The following is a 17846-nucleotide window of genomic DNA, read 5'->3' as shown; positions in this document are numbered from 1 at the left end:
TCACCCTCCACGTCATCTGCCACTACGGCCGCGACCCGCACCACATCACCGAGGCGGAGTACAAGGCCGTCGCCCGGGCGCTGCGCGAGGCCGTGGAGCGCGACCCCCGGGTGGAGGGCGTACCCTCTACCAAGGGAGCGCTGTAGACCATGGACGGTTCCGGCAACTGGCTGGTCTACCTGCTGTTCATCGTCGCCGGCCTGCTGGTCGGCGCGACCTGGTCGGCCTACCAGTCCGGGAGCCGACCGATGACGATTTTTCTGGCCCTGTGTTCTGCAGTCGCGTTCGTGGGAGCCGTGTTCTGGATGATGGGAGCGATGGAGTAAGTGGCACAGACGGGACTGACACGTGCGGAGATCGAGAACCTTGACAGCATGTGGAAGGCCCCGGGTTTTGTGCCCACTCTCGTCGCGGTCTTCGCGGCCTTCGGCGCCTGGTCGCTGCTGCTGCCGGTGATCCCGCTGGCCGCGCTCGACGCCGGCCACTCCGCCACGATCGCGGGTGCCACCACCGGTGTCTTCATGGCCGCGACGGTGCTCACCCAGATCTTCACCCCGGCGATGCTGCGCCGCATCGGCTACAACCCGGTGATGGTGGCCTCCGCCTTCATGCTCGGCGTACCGGCGCTCGGCCACCTGCTGGACGACGCCGTCTGGGCGCTGCTGCTCTTCTCCGCTCTGCGCGGCGTCGGTTTCGGCGCGCTGACGGTCGCCGAATCCGCGCTCATCGCGGAGCTGGTGCCCGCCCGTTTCCTGGGGAAGGCGTCGGGCATGCTCGGGGTCTTCGTCGGTGTGGCCCAGATGGTCTTCCTGCCGCTGGGCCTGTGGATGACCGGCCAGTTCGGTTTCGGCTCGGTGTATGTGGCCGCCGCGATCGTGGCGCTGATCGCCGCGGTAATGTGCCTGCGCATCCCGCGGATCCGGGCACAGGAGTCCTCCCGCGAGCGGGCACCCGGCGATGTCTCCATGTGGAAGCTCGTGCTGGTCCCGGCGGTGGCGGTCAACACCCTCTCGATGAGCTTCGGCGCGGTCTCCTCCTTCCTGCCCGCGGCTGTCCTGGAGCTGGATCCCGTCACCGGTGCGGTCATCGGTGGCTTCATGCTGTCGATCACCGGTGGCGCGGCCATGGCACTGCGCTACGTCTCCGGCATGGTGGCGGACCGTGCCGGCCGCGCGGGCATCACCATGATCCCCGGTCAGGTCATGGGCTTTTCGGGCGTGGCGCTCATGGCGCTGGTCATCGCCAACGGCTGGTCCGTGTGGTGGCTGGTGCTGGCCGGCATCCTCTTCGGCGGTGGTTTCGGCATGGTCCAGAACGAGGCCCTGCTGGAGATGTTCCAGCGCCTGCCGCGCACCAAGGTCTCCGAGGCTTCCGCGGTGTGGAACATGGCCTACGACGCCGGCACCGGCCTCGGCTCCTTCGTCCTCGGCTTCGTCGCGGCGCAGGCCGCCTACTCGGGTGCCTACACGGTGGCGGCGGCCATTGTCGCGGTCGGCATCGTCGCGACCGCCACCGACCGCTTCCTCGGCGCGCACCGCGTCACCGAACACAACAACATCCGCACCCGCCTGCGGCAGATCCACGTGCCCCGCCGCTTGGCGGGCAAGAGAACGAGAACTCGTGACAGGTAAGCCACGAAGCCGCATGAGGGTATGCCCTGTGCCTCTCTGGAGACTCACCGAGATCGCCGAACCCGATCCGGATCTGATCGTGCGACTGACGTTGATGGGTGACTCCTTCTTCGGGGAATACACGCTGGAAGAGTTTCGTTATCATTGTGCGGTTGCTGACCTGGAGACATTGTGTGACCTCTACCGTGAGTTCTACGCCGCCGGAGCCTTCAAGTGGCATGAGGAACAAAGAGTGCACGAGGAAATAAGGCCGCTCGCCGAGTACATTGGCGCGGCACGGTCGATCCCCCGCCTGAGCGAGCCGACGTTGCTGGAACAACGCGCGGCCTGGCCCCAGTGGAAACTGTGGGGAGCCCGTCGAACACCCGTCGAGGAGTGGGAGTTGTAGCCCGCGCTACACTTTCCCTCATGGCAAAAACCGTCGCCCTCCTCGACTACGGCTCCGGCAACCTGCGCTCCGCCCACCGGGCACTGGAGAAGGTCGGGGCCGAGGTCACCGTCACCTCCGATCCGCAGATCTGCGTCAACGCCGACGGGCTGCTCGTCCCCGGCGTCGGTGCCTTCGCCGCCTGCATGGCCGGGCTCAACGCCGTCCACGGCGGCCGCATCATCGGCCAGCGCCTCGCCGGTGGGCGCCCGGTGATGGGGATCTGCGTCGGCATGCAGATTCTTTTCGACGAAGGCGATGAGCACGGCGTGCACACCCGCGGGGCAGGGGAGTGGCCGGGTGCGGTCGAGCGCCTGCAGGCGGACATCCTGCCGCACATGGGCTGGAACACGGTGTCGCGGGACCCGGACTCGCAGATGTTCGCCCAGCTCCCCGACGACGAGCGCTTCTACTTCGTCCACTCCTACGGCGTCCGCGACTGGACGCTGGTCACCGATGACCTCACCACCCCGCCGTCCGTCGCGTGGGCGCAGCACGAGAACGACCGCTTCGTCGCCGCCGTGGAGAACGGTCCGCTGTGGGCCACCCAGTTCCACCCAGAGAAGTCCGGTGATGCCGGACTGCAGCTGCTGGGCAACTGGGTGGCAACTCTCTAGAGGATAGGATTGGGAACCATGAGCGATTTCACCCTTCTTCCCGCCGTGGATGTCGTCGACGGCCAGGCCGTGCGACTCGACCAGGGCGAGGCCGGTACCGAGAAGTCCTACGGTTCGCCGCTGGAGGCGGCTCTGGAGTGGCAGGCCCAGGGTGCGGAGTGGCTGCACTTCGTCGACCTCGACGCCGCCTTCGGCCGTGGTTCCAACCACGAGCTCATGGCGGAGATCACCGGGCAGCTGGACATCAAGGTGGAGCTGACCGGCGGTATCCGCGACGACGCTTCCCTCGAGCGCGCCCTGGCCACCGGCGCCACCCGCGTCAACATCGGTACCGCCGCGCTGGAGAAGCCGGAGTGGATCGCCGACGTGCTCGCCTCCCACGGCGATCAGGTGGCCGTGGACATCGCGGTCCGCGAGATCGACGGCGAGTGGCGCACCCGCGGCAACGGCTGGGTCTCCGACGGCGGCGACCTGTGGGAGGTCCTCGAGCGTCTCGACGCCGCCGGCTGCCGACGCTTCGTCGTCACCGACGTGTCCAAGGACGGCACCCTCGCCGGCCCCAACGTGCAGCTCCTGCGCGAGGTGGCGGCCGCCACCGACGCGAAGATCGTCGCCTCCGGTGGTATCTCCGTCCTCGACGACGTCGTGGAGCTGGCGAAGTACACCGAGGAGGGCATCGACTCCGCCATCATCGGCAAGGCACTGTACGAAGGACGCTTCACGCTGCGGGAGGCACTCGCGGCCGTCGATAAGCAGTAGCGGCATGGACGCCCGGGAGCTGCTGGCCGTCGCGGAGGCGGTGTGTGATGACGCGGAGAGGATGTTCCTCGCCGGCGTCGGCTCCGATCCTGCCGCGATGAAAAGCCCCGGCGACTTCGCCACCGAGGTCGATCTGGCCATCGAGGCCCACCTGCGGCAGACGCTCACCCAGTTCACCGGCATCCCCGTCCTGGGGGAGGAGGCCGGTGGCAGCTACAACCACGACGCCGTGTGGATCGTCGATCCCATCGACGGCACCGCCAACTACGCCGCGGGCAACCCGATGTGCGCGATCCTCATCGCCCTGCTTATCGACGACCACCCCGTCGCCGCCATCACCTCCATGCCCCTGCTCGGCCGCCGTCTCACCGCCTTCGAGGGCGGGCAGGTCCGCCTCAACGGCCAGCCGCTCACCCCGTTGAGCGAGGCGGATCAGCTGGTGACCCAGGTGGGGTTCTCCTCCGTGGCCTCCCAGGTGCGCTCCCAGTTCCCCTCCCTGCTGCGCCAGGGGCTGCTCGCGGAACTCGCCGCGACGTACCTGCGCCCGCGGATCACCGGCTCCGTCGGTGTTGATCTGGCCTTCACCGCGCAGGGGATCTTCGGCGGCGCGGTGAGCTTCTCCCCGCACGTGTGGGACAACGCCGCGGGTGTCATGCTCATCCGCGCCAACGGCGGGGTGGTCACCGACATCGAGGGCAACGAGTGGACCCCGCGGTCCATCGGGGTGGTGGCGGGTACCGCGCGGGCCCACGAGGCCATCATGAGTACGATGAGTGGGATCCTCAATTCCTAGAGTGAAAGGGGCGTTCCCCATGGCCGTGGCCATCCGCGTCATCCCCTGCCTGGACGTCGACAACGGTCGTGTGGTCAAGGGCGTCAACTTCGAGAACCTCCGCGACGCCGGGGATCCCGTGGAACTGGCCGCCCGTTACAACGTCGAGGGTGCCGACGAGCTGACCTTCCTCGACGTCTCCGCCTCCAAGGACGGCCGCGGCACCATGCTTGAGGTGGTCAGGCGCACCGCCGAGCAGGTCTTCATCCCGCTGACCGTCGGCGGTGGCGTGCGCTCGGTCGAGGACGTCGACCAGCTGCTGCGCGCCGGCGCGGACAAGGTCTCCGTCAACACCTCCGCCATCGCCCGCCCGGAGCTGCTGCGTGAACTGGCCGACCAGTTCGGTTCCCAGTGCATCGTCCTGTCCGTCGACGCCCGCCGTGCCCCCGACCAGCCCTCCGGTTTCGAGGTGACCACCCACGGTGGCTCGAAGTCCGCGGGCCTGGACGCCATCGAGTGGGCGCAGACCGGTGAGCGGCTCGGGGTGGGGGAGATCCTGCTCAACTCCATGGACGGCGACGGCACCAAGGACGGCTTCGACCTGGAGCTGCTGCGCCTGGTCCGCGAGGCCGTCAACGTCCCCGTCATCGCCTCCGGTGGTGCCGGTGAGGCAGCGCACTTCCCGCCGGCCGTCGACGCCGGGGCCAACGCCGTACTCGCCGCCACCATCTTCCACTTCGGCGAGGTGAGCATCGGTGAGGTCAAGGACGCGCTGGCCGACGCCGGCCATGAGGTCCGCCGATGAGCAACCCCGCCGACCACGATCTCGACCCCGCCATCGCCGCCCGCCTCAAGCTCAACGACGCCGGGCTGCTGCCCGCCGTCGTCCAGGCCGAGGGCACCGGAGAGGTGCTCATGCTGGCGTGGATGGACACCCACGCGCTGGCGTACACCCTGGCCACCCGGCAGGGCACCTACTACTCCCGCTCCCGCGGCGAGTACTGGATCAAGGGCCTGACCTCCGGCCACACCCAGGAGGTCACCGGCGTGCGCCTGGACTGCGACGGGGACACCGTCCTGGTCACCGTCCGCCAGGTGGGCGGCGCCTGCCACACCGGCGACCGCACCTGCTTCGACGCCGACGAACTGCTGTAGAGCCATGAAGAACCTCCACCGAATCTCCGCACTCCTGCTCGCCCTGTCCGCGCTCATCCTCTGGGCCGCGTCCCGCATGGCGTGGATCACCGCCGACACCTTCGACGACAAGTCCGGCAACGCCTCCCACGCCGTCATCGGCGGCCTCTGGTCCACCGAACAGACCGCCGTGGCACTGCTGCTGCTCGCCGGGGCGGTGGCAGGCCTGGCACTGCGGCGCATGGGACGACGCATCGTCGGCATCGTCTCCGCCCTGGCCGGCATCGGCGCCTCCTGGGCGCCGTTGGGCCTGCTGGCCGGAGAACCCGACCCGCAGCGCGTGCATCAGCTGCTGTCCACGGGAGACGAGACCGTCATCGCCTCCTGGGCCGAGATCGCCGGGTTGGAAGTCCACACCGCGGGACCGGCCCTGGCCATGGTGGGCGCCGCCCTCGCCCTGTTCGCCGGGGTCCTGCTGGCGATGCGACCCGGGCAGGATTCCGCGAAACTCAACCGCTACGAGACCCGCCAGGCCCGCGAAGCCAAGATCGCCGACGACCTCCAGGCAGAGCCCGATTCCGGGCGCGTCATGTGGGATGCCCTCGATGCGGACATCGACCCCACGGACACTTCCCGGCCCTGATTTCTTCGTGAGGAAGGTCACGGGATACCCTTAATGGGATCTCGATGGGAGGTGCAGATGAGTGCACTGGAGCGGCTCGTGGCCGACGTCCTGAAGGATGTCGCCGCCCGCGAGGCCATCGTCTCCTTCCAGGAGATCAAGGCCCGCTCGCGCGACACGGACAACACCCGTGACGGTTACCGCGCGCTGTTGCGCAACGGCTGCAGCGTCATCGCCGAAATCAAGCGCGCGGTCCCCGGCCGCACCCTCATCGCCGACACCGCCCCCATCGCCCACCTGGCCCACGAGTTCGAGGAGGGCGGGGCCCACCTCATCGCCTGCCAGACCGAGCGCCTGCGCTTCCACGGCTCACTCACCGACATGCGCGTCGCCCGCGAGGCGGTCCAGGTGCCCATGTTCTGCCGCGACATCATCCTCGACCCGTACCAGATCCACGAGGCCCGCTGCTACGGAGCCGACCTGGTTCCCCTGCAGGTCGAACTCCTCGACCAGAACCGCCTCGTCTCCCTCCTGGACCGCATCGAGTCCCTCGGGATGACCGCCGTCCTCGAGGTCCGCAGCCCCGCGGAGGCCGATCGTGCCATGGATGCCGGGGCGCGCGTCGTCGCGGTGAATGCGCGGCCGCTGGTGGGCGGGGACGTCGATAAGCAGCTGTTCGCCGACATCGCCCCGGGCCTGCCCGAGTCGACGGTGCGCATCGCCCTGTCCGGGGTGCACTCGCCGCGTGATCTGCTCGCCTACGCCGCCGCGGGTGCCGACGCCGTCGTCGTCGGCGAGGAACTCATGACCGCCGAGGACCCCGCGCGGCTGACGCGCACCCTGGTCGCCACCGGACAGCATCCCTCCTGCCCCTCGCGCTGAGGACTCTGGCACACTGTTACACCGTGCAGACCACTATCCTCGCGAACATCCCTTCCCCGCCCCAGGGCGTGTGGTACCTCGGCCCCATCCCGCTGCGGGCCTACGCGATATGCATCATGATCGGCATCCTTCTGGCGCTGTGGGTGACCCACCGTCGCTACACGGCGCGCGGCGGAGACGCCGACATGGTGTGGGATGCGGCGCTGGTGGCCATTCCCGTCGGCATCATCGGCGGACGGCTCTATCACGTCATCACGGACGCCGACAAGTACTTCTGCGAGACCTGTAACCCGGCCAGCGCCTTCAACATCGCGGCCGGCGGGCTGGGAATCTGGGGAGCCGTGGCCCTGGCCTCCGTCGGCGTGGCGCTGTTGTTCCGCTGGAAGAAGGTGCCGCTCGCGCCCTTCGCCGACGCCGTCGCCCCCGCGATCATCCTCGGCCAGGCCATCGGCCGGCTGGGCAACTGGTTCAACCAGGAGATCTACGGGCGCCCCACCGACGTGCCCTGGGCGCTGGACATCTACTACCGCGTCGACAGCAACGGCGAGTTCGCACCGCTCACGGGACGATCCACGGGCGAGATCATCACCTCCGTCCACCCGACGTTCCTCTACGAACTGCTGTGGAACCTGCTCATCTTCGCCCTGCTGCTGGTGATCGACCGTCGCTTCCAGTTGGCACAGGGTTCCATCTTCGCCCTCTACGTCGCGGGCTACACGCTGGGCCGATTCTGGATCGAGCTCATGCGCGACGACTCCGCCACGATGATCCTCGGGCAGCGCGTCAACACCTGGGTGTCCGCCGTGGTGTTCCTCACCGCAGTGGGCGTGTTCCTGTGGCTTCAACGACGTCGACGGGCCCACGTCGACGAAACAGAGTAGGTTGGTAGCCGTGTCTAGACGAACCAAGATTGTGTGCACCCTCGGTCCCGCCGTCGCCTCGAAGGACGCCATCCGGCGCCTGGTCGAGGACGGCATGGACGTCGCCCGCCTGAACTTCTCCCACGGTGATCACCCCGATCACGAGCAGAACTACAAGTGGGTCCGCGAGGCCACCGATGTCACCGGCCGCGCCGTCGGCATCCTCGCCGACCTGCAGGGACCCAAGATCCGCCTCGGCCGCTTCATCGACGGTGCCACCGTCTGGGAGACCGGCGAGGTCGTCCGCATCACCGTGGACGATGTGGAGGGCACCCACGACCGCGTGTCCACCACCTACAAGAACCTCGCGCTCGACGCCAAGCCCGGCGATCGCCTGCTTGTCGACGACGGCAAGGTCGGCCTCACCTGCCTCGAGGTCGACGGCAACGACGTCGTCTGCGAGGTCACCGAGGGTGGCCCCGTCTCCAACAACAAGGGTGTCTCCCTGCCCGGCATGGACATCTCCGTGCCCGCCCTGTCCGAGAAGGACATCGCCGACCTCGAGTTCGCCCTCGAGCTCGGCGTCGACTTCATCGCACTGTCCTTCGTCCGCTCCCCGGCGGACGTCGACCTGGTCCACGAGGTCATGGACCGCGTCGGTCGCCACGTGCCCGTGATCGCCAAGCTGGAGAAGCCCGAGGCCGTCCACGCGCTGGAGTCCATCGTCCTCGCCTTCGACGCCATCATGGTCGCCCGCGGTGACCTCGGCGTCGAGGTCCCGCTCGAGCAGGTCCCGCTGGTGCAGAAGCGCGCCATCCAGATCGCCCGCGAGAACGCCAAGCCCGTCATCGTGGCCACCCAGATGCTCGACTCCATGATCGAGAACTCCACGCCCACCCGCGCGGAGGCCTCCGACGTCGCCAACGCCGTCCTCGACGGTGCCGACGCCGTCATGCTCTCCGGCGAGACCTCCATCGGCGTCGACCCGCACAACGTCGTGCGGACCATGGCCCGCATCGTCACCCAGGCGGAGACCGACGGCCACGTGCCGCCGCTGAGTCACGTCCCGCGCACCAAGCGCGGCGTCATCTCCTACTCCGCCCGCGACATCGCCGAGCGCCTCAACGCCCGCGCGCTGGTGTGCTTCACCACCTCCGGTGACACCGCCCGCCGCGTGGCCCGCCTGCACTCGCACCTGCCACTGCTGGTGTTCACGCCGCACCAGGCCGTCCGCTCGCAGCTGGCGCTCACCTGGGGTGCCGAGACCTTCCTCTGTGCCCAGGCCCGCTCCACCGACGACATGATGGCCGAGCTCGACCGCTCGCTGCTCGCCATGGACGACTACCACCGTGACGACATGATGGTCGTGGTCGCCGGCACCCCGCCCGGGGTCTCCGGTAACACCAACATGATCCACGTCCACCTGCTGGGCGAGGACACCAGCTCGCCGACGGCCAGCACCCGCAAGTAGTAGTTCAGACGAGAAGCGGCGGAGAGGACATCCTCTCCGCCGCTTCTTCGCGTCGCTACCTGGTGATCGGGGTCGGGTCGAGCTTCCAGACCTCACGGGCGTAGTCGCCGATGGTGCGGTCAGAGGAGAAGCGGCCCGAGGCGCAGATGTTCACCCAGCACATCCGTGCCCAGTGCTGGCGGTCGGCGACGTAGTCGGCGGCCATGCGGTCGCGGGTCTCACGGAAGTCGGCGAAGTCACCGAGGACGTAGTAGACGTCCGGGGTCTCCCAGCCGCCGCCGTCGAGAAGCGAGGAACGGATGTCGTGGAACTGGCCGGTGCCGTTGTCGTCCAGGGTGCCGTCGATAAGCGCATCGAGGGCGCGCTTGAGGCCCGGGACGGTCTCGTAGGCGTGCCACGGGTTGTAGGTGGCGCGCAGCTCCGGCAGCTCCTCCTCGCGGGCGCCGAAGATGTAGGCGTTGTCATCGCCCACGGAATCGTGGATCTCGACGTTCGCGCCGTCCATCGTGCCCAGGGTGAGGGCGCCGTTCATCATGAACTTCATGTTGCCGGTACCGGAGGCCTCCTTGCCGGCGGTGGAGATCTGCTCGGAGACGTCCGTCGCCGGGATGATGTGCTCGGCGGGGGAGACGTTGTAGTTCTCCACGAAGACGACGCGGATGACGTCGTTGACCTCCGGGTCGTTGTTGACCACGGTGGCGATCTCGTTGATGAGCTTGATGATGCCCTTCGCCCGGTAGTAACCCGGGGCGGCCTTGGCGCCGAAGATGAAGGTACGCGGCGGAACGTCCGTGAGGCCGTCCTCCTTGATGCGCAGGTAGAGGTCCAGGATGTAGAGGGCGTTGAGCAGCTGGCGCTTGTACTCGTGGAGACGCTTGATCTGGGTGTCGAAGATGGAGTGCGGGTCCACCTCGATGCCCTGACGGTCCTTGATCCACTCGGCGAAGTCGGCCTTGTTGGCCTCCTTGATCTCGAGGAGCTCGTTCATGACGGACTCGTCGTCGGCGTAGTGGGCGATCTCCTGGAGCTTATCCATGTCGGTGACCCACTCGTCGGAGCCCACGAGGCGGGTGAGCAGATCGGACAGGCGCGGGTTGCACATCTTCAGCCAGCGGCGCGGGGTGACACCGTTGGTCTTGTTGTTGAACTTCTCCGGCCAGATCTCGTGCCAGTCACCGAGGGTGTCACGCTTGATGATCTCCGTGTGCAGCGCGGCCACACCGTTGATGGAGTAGGAGGCGTAGCAGGCGATCCACGCCATGTGCACGTGACCGTCCTGCAGCGGGGACATGCGGTGGATACGCTCCTCGTCGAAGCCGCGCTCGCGCAGATCATCGCGGAAGCGGCGGTCGATCTCGACGGTGAGCTCCCACACGCGGTTGAACAGCTGCTGGAAGATGGTGACGTTCCACTGCTCGAGGGCCTCCACCAGCACGGTGTGGTTGGTGTAGGCGAAGGTCCGGGTGACGATGTCCCAGGCGTCCTCCCAGGTCATGTCGTGCTCGTCGAGCAGCAGTCGCATGAGCTCCGGGATGGCGAGCACCGGGTGGGTGTCGTTGAGCTGGATGCAGTTGTAGTCCGCGAAGGTGGACAGGTCGCCGTGGTTGTCCAGGTGGGACTCGATCATCGCCTGCAGGGAGGCGGACACGAAGAAGTACTGCTGGCGCACGCGCAGGACCTTGCCGGCGTAGGTGGTGTCGTTCGGGTAGAGCACGCGGCACAGATCCATGACGGCCTCGCGCTCGACGATGGCGTCGGTGAAGCGCTGGGAGTTGAAGGCGTCGTAGTCGAACTCCTCCATCGGCTCCGCCTTCCACAGGCGCAGGGTGCCGACGTTGTCGGTGCCGTAGCCGGTGATCGGCATGTCATAGGGCACCGCACGGACGGTCATGTCATCGAACTGGACGATGCGCGGCTGCTCTTCGCGGCGGATGTAGAACGGGTAGCCGTTCTCCTTCCACGCATCCGGCTTCTCGGTCTGGAAGCCGTTGTCGAAGGCCTGCTTGAACAGGCCGTAGCGGTAGAGGATGCCGTAGCCGGTGACCGGCAGATCCTGCGTCGCGGAGGAATCCAGGAAGCAGGCGGCCAGGCGACCGAGGCCGCCGTTGCCCAGGGCGGCGTCATTCTCTGCCTCGAGGACATCACCGAGCTCATGGCCGAGCTCGCGGGCCGCTGCGGTGGCGTCCTCGACCATCTCCAGGTTGGTGAGGTTGTTCAGCAGAGCGCGACCCATGAGGAATTCTGCGGAGAAGTAGTGCTGCTGGCGGACACCTGCGTAGGCCGCGGTGGTGGCCTCCCACTTGTCGGCGATCTGCTCCATCACGCCGCGGGAGAGGCCGAACCAGAACTTGTAGTCGGTGGCGGTCTCCGGCGAGGCGCCGGAGGCAGCGCGGACGTGGCCGCCGACAGTCGTGTTCAGCGCGGGCAGGGAGTCGCTCATGGGGATTGCTCCTGGGTTGTCGAAAACTGGCAACAGGTGTGAAAGCCACCTCAGGTGGCCACTCGCTTCAGCATATAGGCAGGCCGGTTGTTGCGCGCCTCAGTGTCCGAGATAGGCGAGCACGCCCGCGGCAGCGGCCTTGGTGGTGGCGTCGACGGTGGGACCGTACTCGGGCAGGAAGGTGGTCATGTGGTTGACCGGCACGTCCTGTTTGACGCGGTTCTCCGCGACCGCCCGGTCCCACAGGTCCTGCGGGGTGCAGCCGACGACCCAGTACAGGTAGGGGGCGCCGAAGGCGAGGGGGATGTTGGCGAAGTCCTCGGACACCGTGGTGCGCTGCCCGTCGACCGATTCTGTGCCGAAGACCTGGTCGAAGACGGGACGCACGGTGTCGAAGACACCCTGGTCATTGTTGACCAGTTCGCCGTGACCGAAGAACTCGAAGGTCGGCTCCTCCTCACACCCGGAGGCCACGCACTCCGCTTCCACGACCCGCCTGATGGCGGCGTAGACGCGGCGCTTGGTGGTTTCGTCGTAGAAGCGGCAGTTGAGGACCAGTTCCGCAGAAGCCGGGATGATGTTGTTCGTGAAGCCCGCGCGCAGGGTGCCGACAGAGACGACAGCGAAGTCATTCGGATCAACGGCGCGGCCGACGATGCCCTGCAGCCGGATGACCACCATCGCGGCAATGTAGGTGGGATCGATCGCGTTGTGGGGCATGGAGCCGTGGGCCGACCTGCCGGGGATGGTGATGCGGATGGAGTCACAGGCGGCGAACTGGGGGCCGGACATGGTCTGCACCTCGCCGGCGCGGCCGGGCATGACGTGCTGTCCCAGGCAGACGTCCGGGCGGGGAATCCGGGTGACCAGTCCGTCGGAGACCATGGCGGCAGCGCCTTCGCCCGTTTCCTCGGCGGGCTGGAACAGCGCGATGAAGGTGCCTGACCAAGCCTCGCGGTGGGCGTCGAGAAGCGCACACGCACCCAGCAGGGCGGTGGTGTGCATGTCGTGACCGCAGGCGTGCATGACACCCGTCTGGGAGCCGTCGGAGGTGGGCCGCACGCGGGTGGACGCGAAAGGAACGTCCGTCTCCTCCTTGATGGGCAGCGCATCGAAGTCAGCGCGGAACAGCGCGGTGGGGCCGTCACCGTTGCGGAACACCGCGACAATGCCGTAACCACCGATGTGGGTGGTCACCTCGCAGTCGAAGTCGGCGAGCTTCCGGGCGATCTTCTCCGCCGTCTCGTACTCGTGGCCGGACAACTCCGGGCGTTCGTGCAGATCCTCGTAGAAGGCCTGCTGCCAGGACAGGTCGGCGGAATGGTGGGCGAGTAGACGGGAGATGTCGCTCATGGGGGTGTTCGGATACTCCTTCGTGGTCCGGATGGTGTGTAGTCAACTCTAGTGGAGCGGGTGTGCGCTGTTGCGCACAGATCAGGGGACCGCGTCGTCGAAGGAGTCCTCGTGCTCCCAGATATCCAGCAGATCCTCATCGCCGCGGGGGACCGGGCCGTGCGTGTATCCGTCGCTGTGCTGCCCCATGGCGTCATCGCGCACTGGCGGGCCGTTGTCCACGGAGGTCCAGGATTCGCCACCGGGGAAACGGAACCTCAGCAGCGCAGGATCGACGGTGTCAGGCACGATGACCAGTTCACCACTGCTGATCATGGCGTGGTGCAGCGAACACAGAGGTATGAGGTTGTCGAGGTCGGTTAATCCGCCGGAGGCCCAGTCCAGGATGTGGTGGAACTGCAACCAGCGGGTGTGGTTGCACCCCGGCGCAGCGCAGCGGTGCTTCCAACGGGTGAGCAGTACCTTCTCCTGGGCGCGGGTGACCAGTCGAGAGCTGCGTCCGAGGTTGAGGATGCGCCCGCCGCTGCCGCGGATCTGCACGGACAGGAAGCCGTTGATGATACTGCGCAGGAGGTCCTTGGCCGGCGCGCCCGGCTGGGTGGGCAGGCTGGCGTGGTCGTGGGTGTCGATGATGACGTTCACCTGCGCGCCGGGGGCGATGGTCTTGGCCTCCGGGTTGTTGCGGGCCAGGCGAACGAGGCTGAGGAAGGAGCTCAGGAGGCCGGTGGACGTGGGTGTGCCGAAGCGGGTGGTGGAGGAATCCGGGCCCTCCACCTCCGCCTGCTCCTCGTTCGCCAGCTCAGCTGCCTTGAGTGCGGCGAGAAGTTCCGCGCCGTTCTCGGGGTCCAGCGTTCCCCACAGCTTCACCTCACCGGAGTCGGGGCACACGGTGACCGACAGGCGGTTCTTCGCCTTCCTGTTGCCGCCACCCACCTGGGAATGCCCGGCCAGCAGCGCCTCCAGCTCGGGAACGGTGTGGGCCCGGGCCAGGGCGATGAGGGACTGTTCGTTCTCGTCGGTCATGTACTTGAGCAGCAGACGAACCTTGGAGTAGCTGAGGTCCCCGTCGAGAAAAGCGCCCGTGAGATCGTAAAACGGGCGCAGTCTGCGGCCGACACTGAGGTACTCGTAGGCGGTGCGGGAGGACATCCCCTGGGTGCGCACCAGCCAGGCGGTGGTGCTCGGTGCCCCCAGGGAGCGGGCCAGAGTGCGGTCGTCGAACTCGGCGATCGCGGTGATGAATTCTGCCTTGTAACGGGTGAGGGACGTGGTGGCGGTCGTGATGGATGCGGTCAGGTCATGGTCGTTGAGGTTGGCGAAAGAAGTGGTCGTGGCGAGCATGTTTCCCCCAGTGCTCGAATTGGTGTTCGATCACTTTCGAGTGTAGCAAACCTGTTCGACAACGGCAAGGGTTGTGCGCAACGGCGCACAACCGGCCTACTTCAGCAACGGGTTGTACAGCAGGGAATTACGGCGCGCCGAACATTCCGTGGCGATCTTGATGTCCTGGGCGATCTTCCCTTCGTCGCGAAGCCGGTACATCGCGGAGACCATACGGTCACGCACATTGTCGGGGGACAGGGTGTTGACGAAGATCTTGGTGCCACCCTCGAATCCGGCGAGCGTCGATACGCGCCACTTGATGTTCACGCGCCACGGCATGGGCAGGTCCAGATCGACGGGTCGGTGGTGCCACTCCTCGTTGACGGCCACATCGGGACCGGTCGCGGCATGGCAGGCGTGGATGAGATCGCTCATCGCGCGGATCTCGTCGTTCGACTGCAGCCAGGGCTCCGGGGTGGCGGAGCGGGAGTAGATCGTCAGGGTGGGGTAGCGGTGGCCGAAACCGGCGTGAACCACGGCATGCTCGTTCTCCGCGATGATGAGGTTGCGGTAACCTGCGTAGTCCACACCCCACTCGTTGTAGATGTTGTGATTTGTGCGCAACCGCGCAATCTCCAGCTCCGCCTGGACGGAACGGGCGTCGATGGCCACCAGCTGCTTGTGCAGGTGGTCGAAGGAGGCACCCGCCGGGGCCAGCCAATTCTGGAACGCCGCGACGTAGGGCACGTAACGGTTGCGCTGGTACAGGTCGTCGATGCCGTCGATGGTGAACAGCGTGAAGGCGAAATGCTCCTCGGGGGTCAGTGTGCCGGAGGCGGCGAGTTCGTTGTCGTGGGTGGCCTCGTCGGTGAAGTGACGACGGGCGATGATGACGTCGTGACCACCGCCGAAGTAGGCGGGTACGAGTTCGAGCAGTTCCTCCTCGGAGACGTCCGCGGATTTGCCACCCGCGGTGAGACGGGTACGGACGATGTCGAGGACGTGCTCGCGACCTTCAGGATCACCCAGGTAGGAGGCCATCCGGTGGAGGGTGGCGTCGTCCATCTCATAGCCGTAGTTCTTCACCCAGTAGTCGTAGGAGATGATCTCGAAGAGGTTGGGCACCCGGCGAAACTCCGGCACGGTGTCGGCGAGTTCGTGCGGGTGGAGCCCGTGGAGGATCCGCCAGTCCGAGCCGTCGCGGACGATGCGGGACTTCTCCGGCGGCGTCGCCAGCGGGGTCGCCGCGCAGAAGGCGCAACGGTGGTCGCGGTCGTGCGGGCCCAGCGGGGCCGGGTCGACGGCGGGCTTGGACAGAGGGCGATTCCCGCGGCCGGGCACGGTCCACACCTCGGTCCCGGAGAACGGGTTGACCTGCTTGATCGTGCCGTCGGCCATGATGGTGATGGGATCGCGGTGCGCATTGGCGGGGAGGTTCATACCCACCAGGTTATTGGCTACGCTGTGCTCATGCCTGCGATCCAGTTCGATGTCCTCATTCCCGACGCCGCCGCCCTCGAGCTCCAGGGGGTGTTCGAGAAGGCGATGGCCAAGCTTATCGACGCCGGAAAGCTCACCGCCGCCGACGTCCTCCACGATCATGACCCGCGCCTCTACGACGGCATCGAGGAGGGGTTGCGGGAGGACCGCGATGACCTGCACGACGCGCAGGTGCACCGCTACCTCATCCGTGTCGAAGGGCAGACCGGGTCCATGAATCAGTTGGCGATGGTGCTCTCGCGCTTCCTCACCCCGCAGGCCGAGCTACCCAATGACGCCGTGCTCCTCGAGCAGGAACGCAACTACGAGGTGGACGCGACCTACCCCTGGGCGGTGGAGATACGCAGGTAGTCGGCGGCGATGCGGGCGCCGGCGTCGAAAAGCTGCTTATCGACGTCCCCCGCCTCACCCAACTCCACCGCGATGACGTCCTCGCCCGGGTCGACGTCGATGCGTCCGGCCGCGATGGCCAGGATGGCGTCCGTGCCCTCGACCAGGTCGGCGACGGTGCCCACGACCTTGCCGGTCAGTGACTGCTCGTCGAAGGCACCCTCGCCGGTGATCACCAGCTGCGCCTGCGGGATCGAGTCGGGCAATCCGAGTGCATCGGCCACCAGCGGCGCGCCCGGCAGGACATGGATGTGGTCGCTGGTGCCGTGCAGCATGGTCGACAGCCAGTACAGGCCGACGGGTACCGCGCCGGCCGCGCCGAAGCCCGGGGTGTGCGGGTCGATGCCGAGGGTTTCGGCGGCGTGGGTGAGGGCGGCGTCGAGAAGCATGACGTCCTCGGCGGACGCGCCCTTCTGCGGTGCGTACACGGTGGCGGCCTCCGGCACGGTGGCGGTGACGTCGGTGAGCAGCACCCACTCGACGGCGGCGGCCGGGATATTGAGCTGCGCGGTGTCGATGCTGGCCAGATCCCCCAGCGAGCCGCCGCCCTTCGGGAGCGAATAGCCCTCGGCGTTGAGCGGGGTGGCTCCGAGGGCGACGAGGATGCCCGTGCCCGCATCGGAGGTGGCGGAACCGCCGAGGCACAGCACGATCCGCGAGGCGCCGCGGGACTGGGCGTCGGCGATGAGCACACCGGTGCCGTAGGTGTCGCCGGTGAGGGGGACCTTGTTGTCGGCCACCGCCGGTAGACCCGAGGCCGCGGCGACGTCGATGTAGGCGGTGGAACCGTCGAAGACGTAGGAGGCCTCGGTGAGGCGACCGGCGGCGTCGGTGGTGGGCAGGGTGATCGTCTGACCGTCGAAAGTGGCGGCGGTACCTTCACCCCCGTCGGCCATGGGGGCGAGGGTGATCTCGGCGTCGCGGATGACGGAGCGGACACCCTCTCCCAGTGCTCGCGCCGCCTGATCGGCGGTGGCGGTGCCCTTGAAGGAGTCGGGGGCGATGATGATGTGGACCATGGCACCCAAGTCTAGGGGGTAGGGTGAGTGACGCATTCAACTCGGCAGTGACTTGCGTCGATGGCATTGCGCGTGAAAACTGTTAGCCGTTAGAAAAGCCACCCCCGGGCAGCCCGCGACTGCGGGCCGGAAAGGACTCGTATGTCAATCGACGAGCAGGTCTCCTCCTACTACAACATGCTGCTGAAGCGGAACGCAGGAGAGCCGGAGTTCCACCAGGCAGTCGCAGAAGTGCTTGCCTCACTCAAGATCGTCCTGGAGAAGGACCCGCACTACGCCGACTACGGCCTCATCCAGCGCCTGTGCGAGCCGGAGCGTCAGCTCATCTTCCGCGTGCCGTGGATCGACGACAACGGCGTCGTCCAGGTCAACCGGGGCTTCCGCGTCCAGTTCAACTCCGCCCTCGGCCCGTACAAGGGCGGCCTGCGCTTCCACCCGTCGGTGAACCTGGGCATCATCAAGTTCCTCGGCTTCGAGCAGATCTTCAAGAACTCCCTCACCGGCCTGCCCATCGGCGGCGGCAAGGGCGGCTCCGACTTCGACCCCAAGGGCAAGTCCGAGCTCGAGGTCATGCGCTTCTGCCAGTCCTTCATGACCGAGCTGCACAACCACATCGGCGAGTACAAGGACGTCCCCGCCGGTGACA

19 protein-coding genes and 1 pseudogene are annotated in these 17846 nt (G+C 67.2%); 15 read left to right on the top strand and 5 right to left on the bottom strand.

Annotated elements, in window-relative coordinates:
* The 13 genes and pseudogenes from Q4F73_RS07220 to pyk all read left to right on the top strand — a co-directional run.
* A pseudogene (locus tag Q4F73_RS07220) lies at positions 1 to 146 on the top strand (imidazoleglycerol-phosphate dehydratase); the annotation flags it as partial.
* A gap of 3 nt (positions 147 to 149) precedes the next feature.
* Positions 150 to 326, top strand: a complete 177-nt coding sequence (locus Q4F73_RS07215) for a hypothetical protein (RefSeq protein WP_303358682.1) — start codon at positions 150 to 152, stop codon at positions 324 to 326.
* 48 nt (positions 327 to 374) lie between these two features.
* Positions 375 to 1631, top strand: coding sequence for an MFS transporter (locus Q4F73_RS07210; RefSeq protein ID WP_303358681.1), 1257 nt, complete (start codon positions 375 to 377; stop codon positions 1629 to 1631).
* A gap of 28 nt (positions 1632 to 1659) precedes the next feature.
* Positions 1660 to 2019 carry a hypothetical protein gene (locus tag Q4F73_RS07205; protein WP_303358680.1) on the top strand — a complete coding sequence of 120 codons (360 nt, stop codon included), beginning with the start codon at positions 1660 to 1662 and terminating at the stop codon, positions 2017 to 2019.
* 20 nt (positions 2020 to 2039) lie between these two features.
* Positions 2040 to 2675 carry an imidazole glycerol phosphate synthase subunit HisH gene (gene hisH, locus Q4F73_RS07200; RefSeq protein WP_303358679.1) on the top strand — a complete coding sequence of 212 codons (636 nt, stop codon included), beginning with the start codon at positions 2040 to 2042 and terminating at the stop codon, positions 2673 to 2675.
* A gap of 18 nt (positions 2676 to 2693) precedes the next feature.
* The gene (gene priA, locus Q4F73_RS07195; protein WP_303358678.1) at positions 2694 to 3434 is read left to right on the top strand and encodes a bifunctional 1-(5-phosphoribosyl)-5-((5-phosphoribosylamino)methylideneamino)imidazole-4-carboxamide isomerase/phosphoribosylanthranilate isomerase PriA; all 741 of its coding nucleotides are present in this window, start codon (positions 2694 to 2696) and stop codon (positions 3432 to 3434) included.
* A gap of 4 nt (positions 3435 to 3438) precedes the next feature.
* Positions 3439 to 4227, top strand: coding sequence for an inositol monophosphatase (locus Q4F73_RS07190; RefSeq protein ID WP_303358677.1), 789 nt, complete (start codon positions 3439 to 3441; stop codon positions 4225 to 4227).
* A 19-nt stretch (positions 4228 to 4246) separates the two neighbouring features.
* The gene (hisF, locus tag Q4F73_RS07185; RefSeq protein WP_303358676.1) at positions 4247 to 5011 is read left to right on the top strand and encodes an imidazole glycerol phosphate synthase subunit HisF; all 765 of its coding nucleotides are present in this window, start codon (positions 4247 to 4249) and stop codon (positions 5009 to 5011) included.
* On the top strand, positions 5008 to 5361 hold the full coding sequence (hisI, locus tag Q4F73_RS07180; protein WP_303358675.1) for a phosphoribosyl-AMP cyclohydrolase: 354 nt from the start codon (positions 5008 to 5010) through the stop codon (positions 5359 to 5361). The genes hisF and hisI overlap by 4 nt, the downstream gene beginning before the upstream one ends.
* 4 nt (positions 5362 to 5365) lie before the next feature.
* Complete coding sequence (locus Q4F73_RS07175; RefSeq protein ID WP_303358674.1) at positions 5366 to 5983, top strand: TIGR02234 family membrane protein; 618 nt, start codon at positions 5366 to 5368, stop codon at positions 5981 to 5983.
* 33 nt (positions 5984 to 6016) lie between these two features.
* On the top strand, positions 6017 to 6844 hold the full coding sequence (locus tag Q4F73_RS07170; RefSeq protein WP_303358673.1) for an indole-3-glycerol-phosphate synthase: 828 nt from the start codon (positions 6017 to 6019) through the stop codon (positions 6842 to 6844).
* A 23-nt stretch (positions 6845 to 6867) separates the two neighbouring features.
* Entirely contained in the window at positions 6868 to 7725 is an 858-nt protein-coding gene (lgt, locus tag Q4F73_RS07165; protein WP_303358672.1) for a prolipoprotein diacylglyceryl transferase, read from the top strand.
* A gap of 10 nt (positions 7726 to 7735) precedes the next feature.
* Positions 7736 to 9175 (top strand): pyruvate kinase, encoded by a 1440-nt coding sequence (gene pyk / locus Q4F73_RS07160; protein WP_303358671.1) that lies wholly within the window; start codon positions 7736 to 7738, stop codon positions 9173 to 9175.
* A gap of 55 nt (positions 9176 to 9230) precedes the next feature.
* Here pyk and Q4F73_RS07155 read toward each other — a convergent pair whose 3' ends face one another.
* The 4 genes from Q4F73_RS07155 to Q4F73_RS07140 all read right to left on the bottom strand — a co-directional run bounded on the left by Q4F73_RS07155 (position 9231) and on the right by Q4F73_RS07140 (position 15731).
* Positions 9231 to 11615, bottom strand: coding sequence for a glycogen/starch/alpha-glucan phosphorylase (locus Q4F73_RS07155; protein WP_303358670.1), 2385 nt, complete (start codon positions 11613 to 11615; stop codon positions 9231 to 9233).
* Positions 11616 to 11714: 99 nt separating this feature from the next.
* Entirely contained in the window at positions 11715 to 12968 is a 1254-nt protein-coding gene (locus Q4F73_RS07150; RefSeq protein ID WP_303358669.1) for an amidohydrolase, read from the bottom strand.
* An 81-nt stretch (positions 12969 to 13049) separates the two neighbouring features.
* Positions 13050 to 14309: an HNH endonuclease signature motif containing protein gene (locus tag Q4F73_RS07145; RefSeq protein WP_303358668.1), complete on the bottom strand. Its 1260-nt coding sequence runs from the start codon at positions 14307 to 14309 to the stop codon at positions 13050 to 13052.
* Between the two features lie 96 nt (positions 14310 to 14405).
* Positions 14406 to 15731 (bottom strand): DUF4921 family protein, encoded by a 1326-nt coding sequence (locus Q4F73_RS07140; RefSeq protein WP_303358667.1) that lies wholly within the window; start codon positions 15729 to 15731, stop codon positions 14406 to 14408.
* A 30-nt stretch (positions 15732 to 15761) separates the two neighbouring features.
* Between Q4F73_RS07140 and Q4F73_RS07135 the strand changes: the two genes are divergently transcribed.
* The gene (locus Q4F73_RS07135) at positions 15762 to 16142 is read left to right on the top strand and encodes a hypothetical protein (protein ID WP_303358666.1); all 381 of its coding nucleotides are present in this window, start codon (positions 15762 to 15764) and stop codon (positions 16140 to 16142) included.
* Here the strand turns inward: Q4F73_RS07135 and Q4F73_RS07130 are convergent.
* Positions 16112 to 17200, bottom strand: coding sequence for a glycerate kinase (locus Q4F73_RS07130; RefSeq protein WP_303358665.1), 1089 nt, complete (start codon positions 17198 to 17200; stop codon positions 16112 to 16114). The genes Q4F73_RS07135 and Q4F73_RS07130 overlap by 31 nt on opposite strands.
* 141 nt (positions 17201 to 17341) lie before the next feature.
* On the opposite strand from Q4F73_RS07130, the gene Q4F73_RS07125 reads away from it, so the two are divergent.
* Positions 17342 to 17846: Glu/Leu/Phe/Val dehydrogenase dimerization domain-containing protein (locus Q4F73_RS07125; RefSeq protein WP_303358664.1), on the top strand; the 505-nt coding region annotated here is incomplete at its 3' end.

The organism is Corynebacterium sp., from assembly GCF_030535495.1.
GTDB lineage: Bacteria > Actinomycetota > Actinomycetes > Mycobacteriales > Mycobacteriaceae > Corynebacterium.
Note: the sequence above shows the minus strand (reverse complement) of the source record. Positions and strands in the feature narration are given on the sequence as shown.

Coding starts and splice junctions, on each gene's coding strand:
- hisI (WP_303358675.1), top strand. CDS start 5,008: ATGAGCAACCCCGCCGACCACGATCTCGACCCCGCCATCGCCGCCCGC.
- Q4F73_RS07215 (WP_303358682.1), top strand. CDS start 150: ATGGACGGTTCCGGCAACTGGCTGGTCTACCTGCTGTTCATCGTCGCC.
- Q4F73_RS07135 (WP_303358666.1), top strand. CDS start 15,762: ATGCCTGCGATCCAGTTCGATGTCCTCATTCCCGACGCCGCCGCCCTC.
- Q4F73_RS07155 (WP_303358670.1), bottom strand. CDS start 11,615: ATGAGCGACTCCCTGCCCGCGCTGAACACGACTGTCGGCGGCCACGTC.
- Q4F73_RS07140 (WP_303358667.1), bottom strand. CDS start 15,731: ATGAACCTCCCCGCCAATGCGCACCGCGATCCCATCACCATCATGGCC.
- priA (WP_303358678.1), top strand. CDS start 2,694: ATGAGCGATTTCACCCTTCTTCCCGCCGTGGATGTCGTCGACGGCCAG.
- Q4F73_RS07210 (WP_303358681.1), top strand. CDS start 375: ATGTGGAAGGCCCCGGGTTTTGTGCCCACTCTCGTCGCGGTCTTCGCG.
- Q4F73_RS07175 (WP_303358674.1), top strand. CDS start 5,366: ATGAAGAACCTCCACCGAATCTCCGCACTCCTGCTCGCCCTGTCCGCG.
- Q4F73_RS07130 (WP_303358665.1), bottom strand. CDS start 17,200: ATGGTCCACATCATCATCGCCCCCGACTCCTTCAAGGGCACCGCCACC.
- hisH (WP_303358679.1), top strand. CDS start 2,040: ATGGCAAAAACCGTCGCCCTCCTCGACTACGGCTCCGGCAACCTGCGC.
- Q4F73_RS07145 (WP_303358668.1), bottom strand. CDS start 14,309: ATGCTCGCCACGACCACTTCTTTCGCCAACCTCAACGACCATGACCTG.
- Q4F73_RS07190 (WP_303358677.1), top strand. CDS start 3,439: ATGGACGCCCGGGAGCTGCTGGCCGTCGCGGAGGCGGTGTGTGATGAC.
- Q4F73_RS07170 (WP_303358673.1), top strand. CDS start 6,017: ATGGGATCTCGATGGGAGGTGCAGATGAGTGCACTGGAGCGGCTCGTG.
- hisF (WP_303358676.1), top strand. CDS start 4,247: ATGGCCGTGGCCATCCGCGTCATCCCCTGCCTGGACGTCGACAACGGT.
- Q4F73_RS07150 (WP_303358669.1), bottom strand. CDS start 12,968: ATGAGCGACATCTCCCGTCTACTCGCCCACCATTCCGCCGACCTGTCC.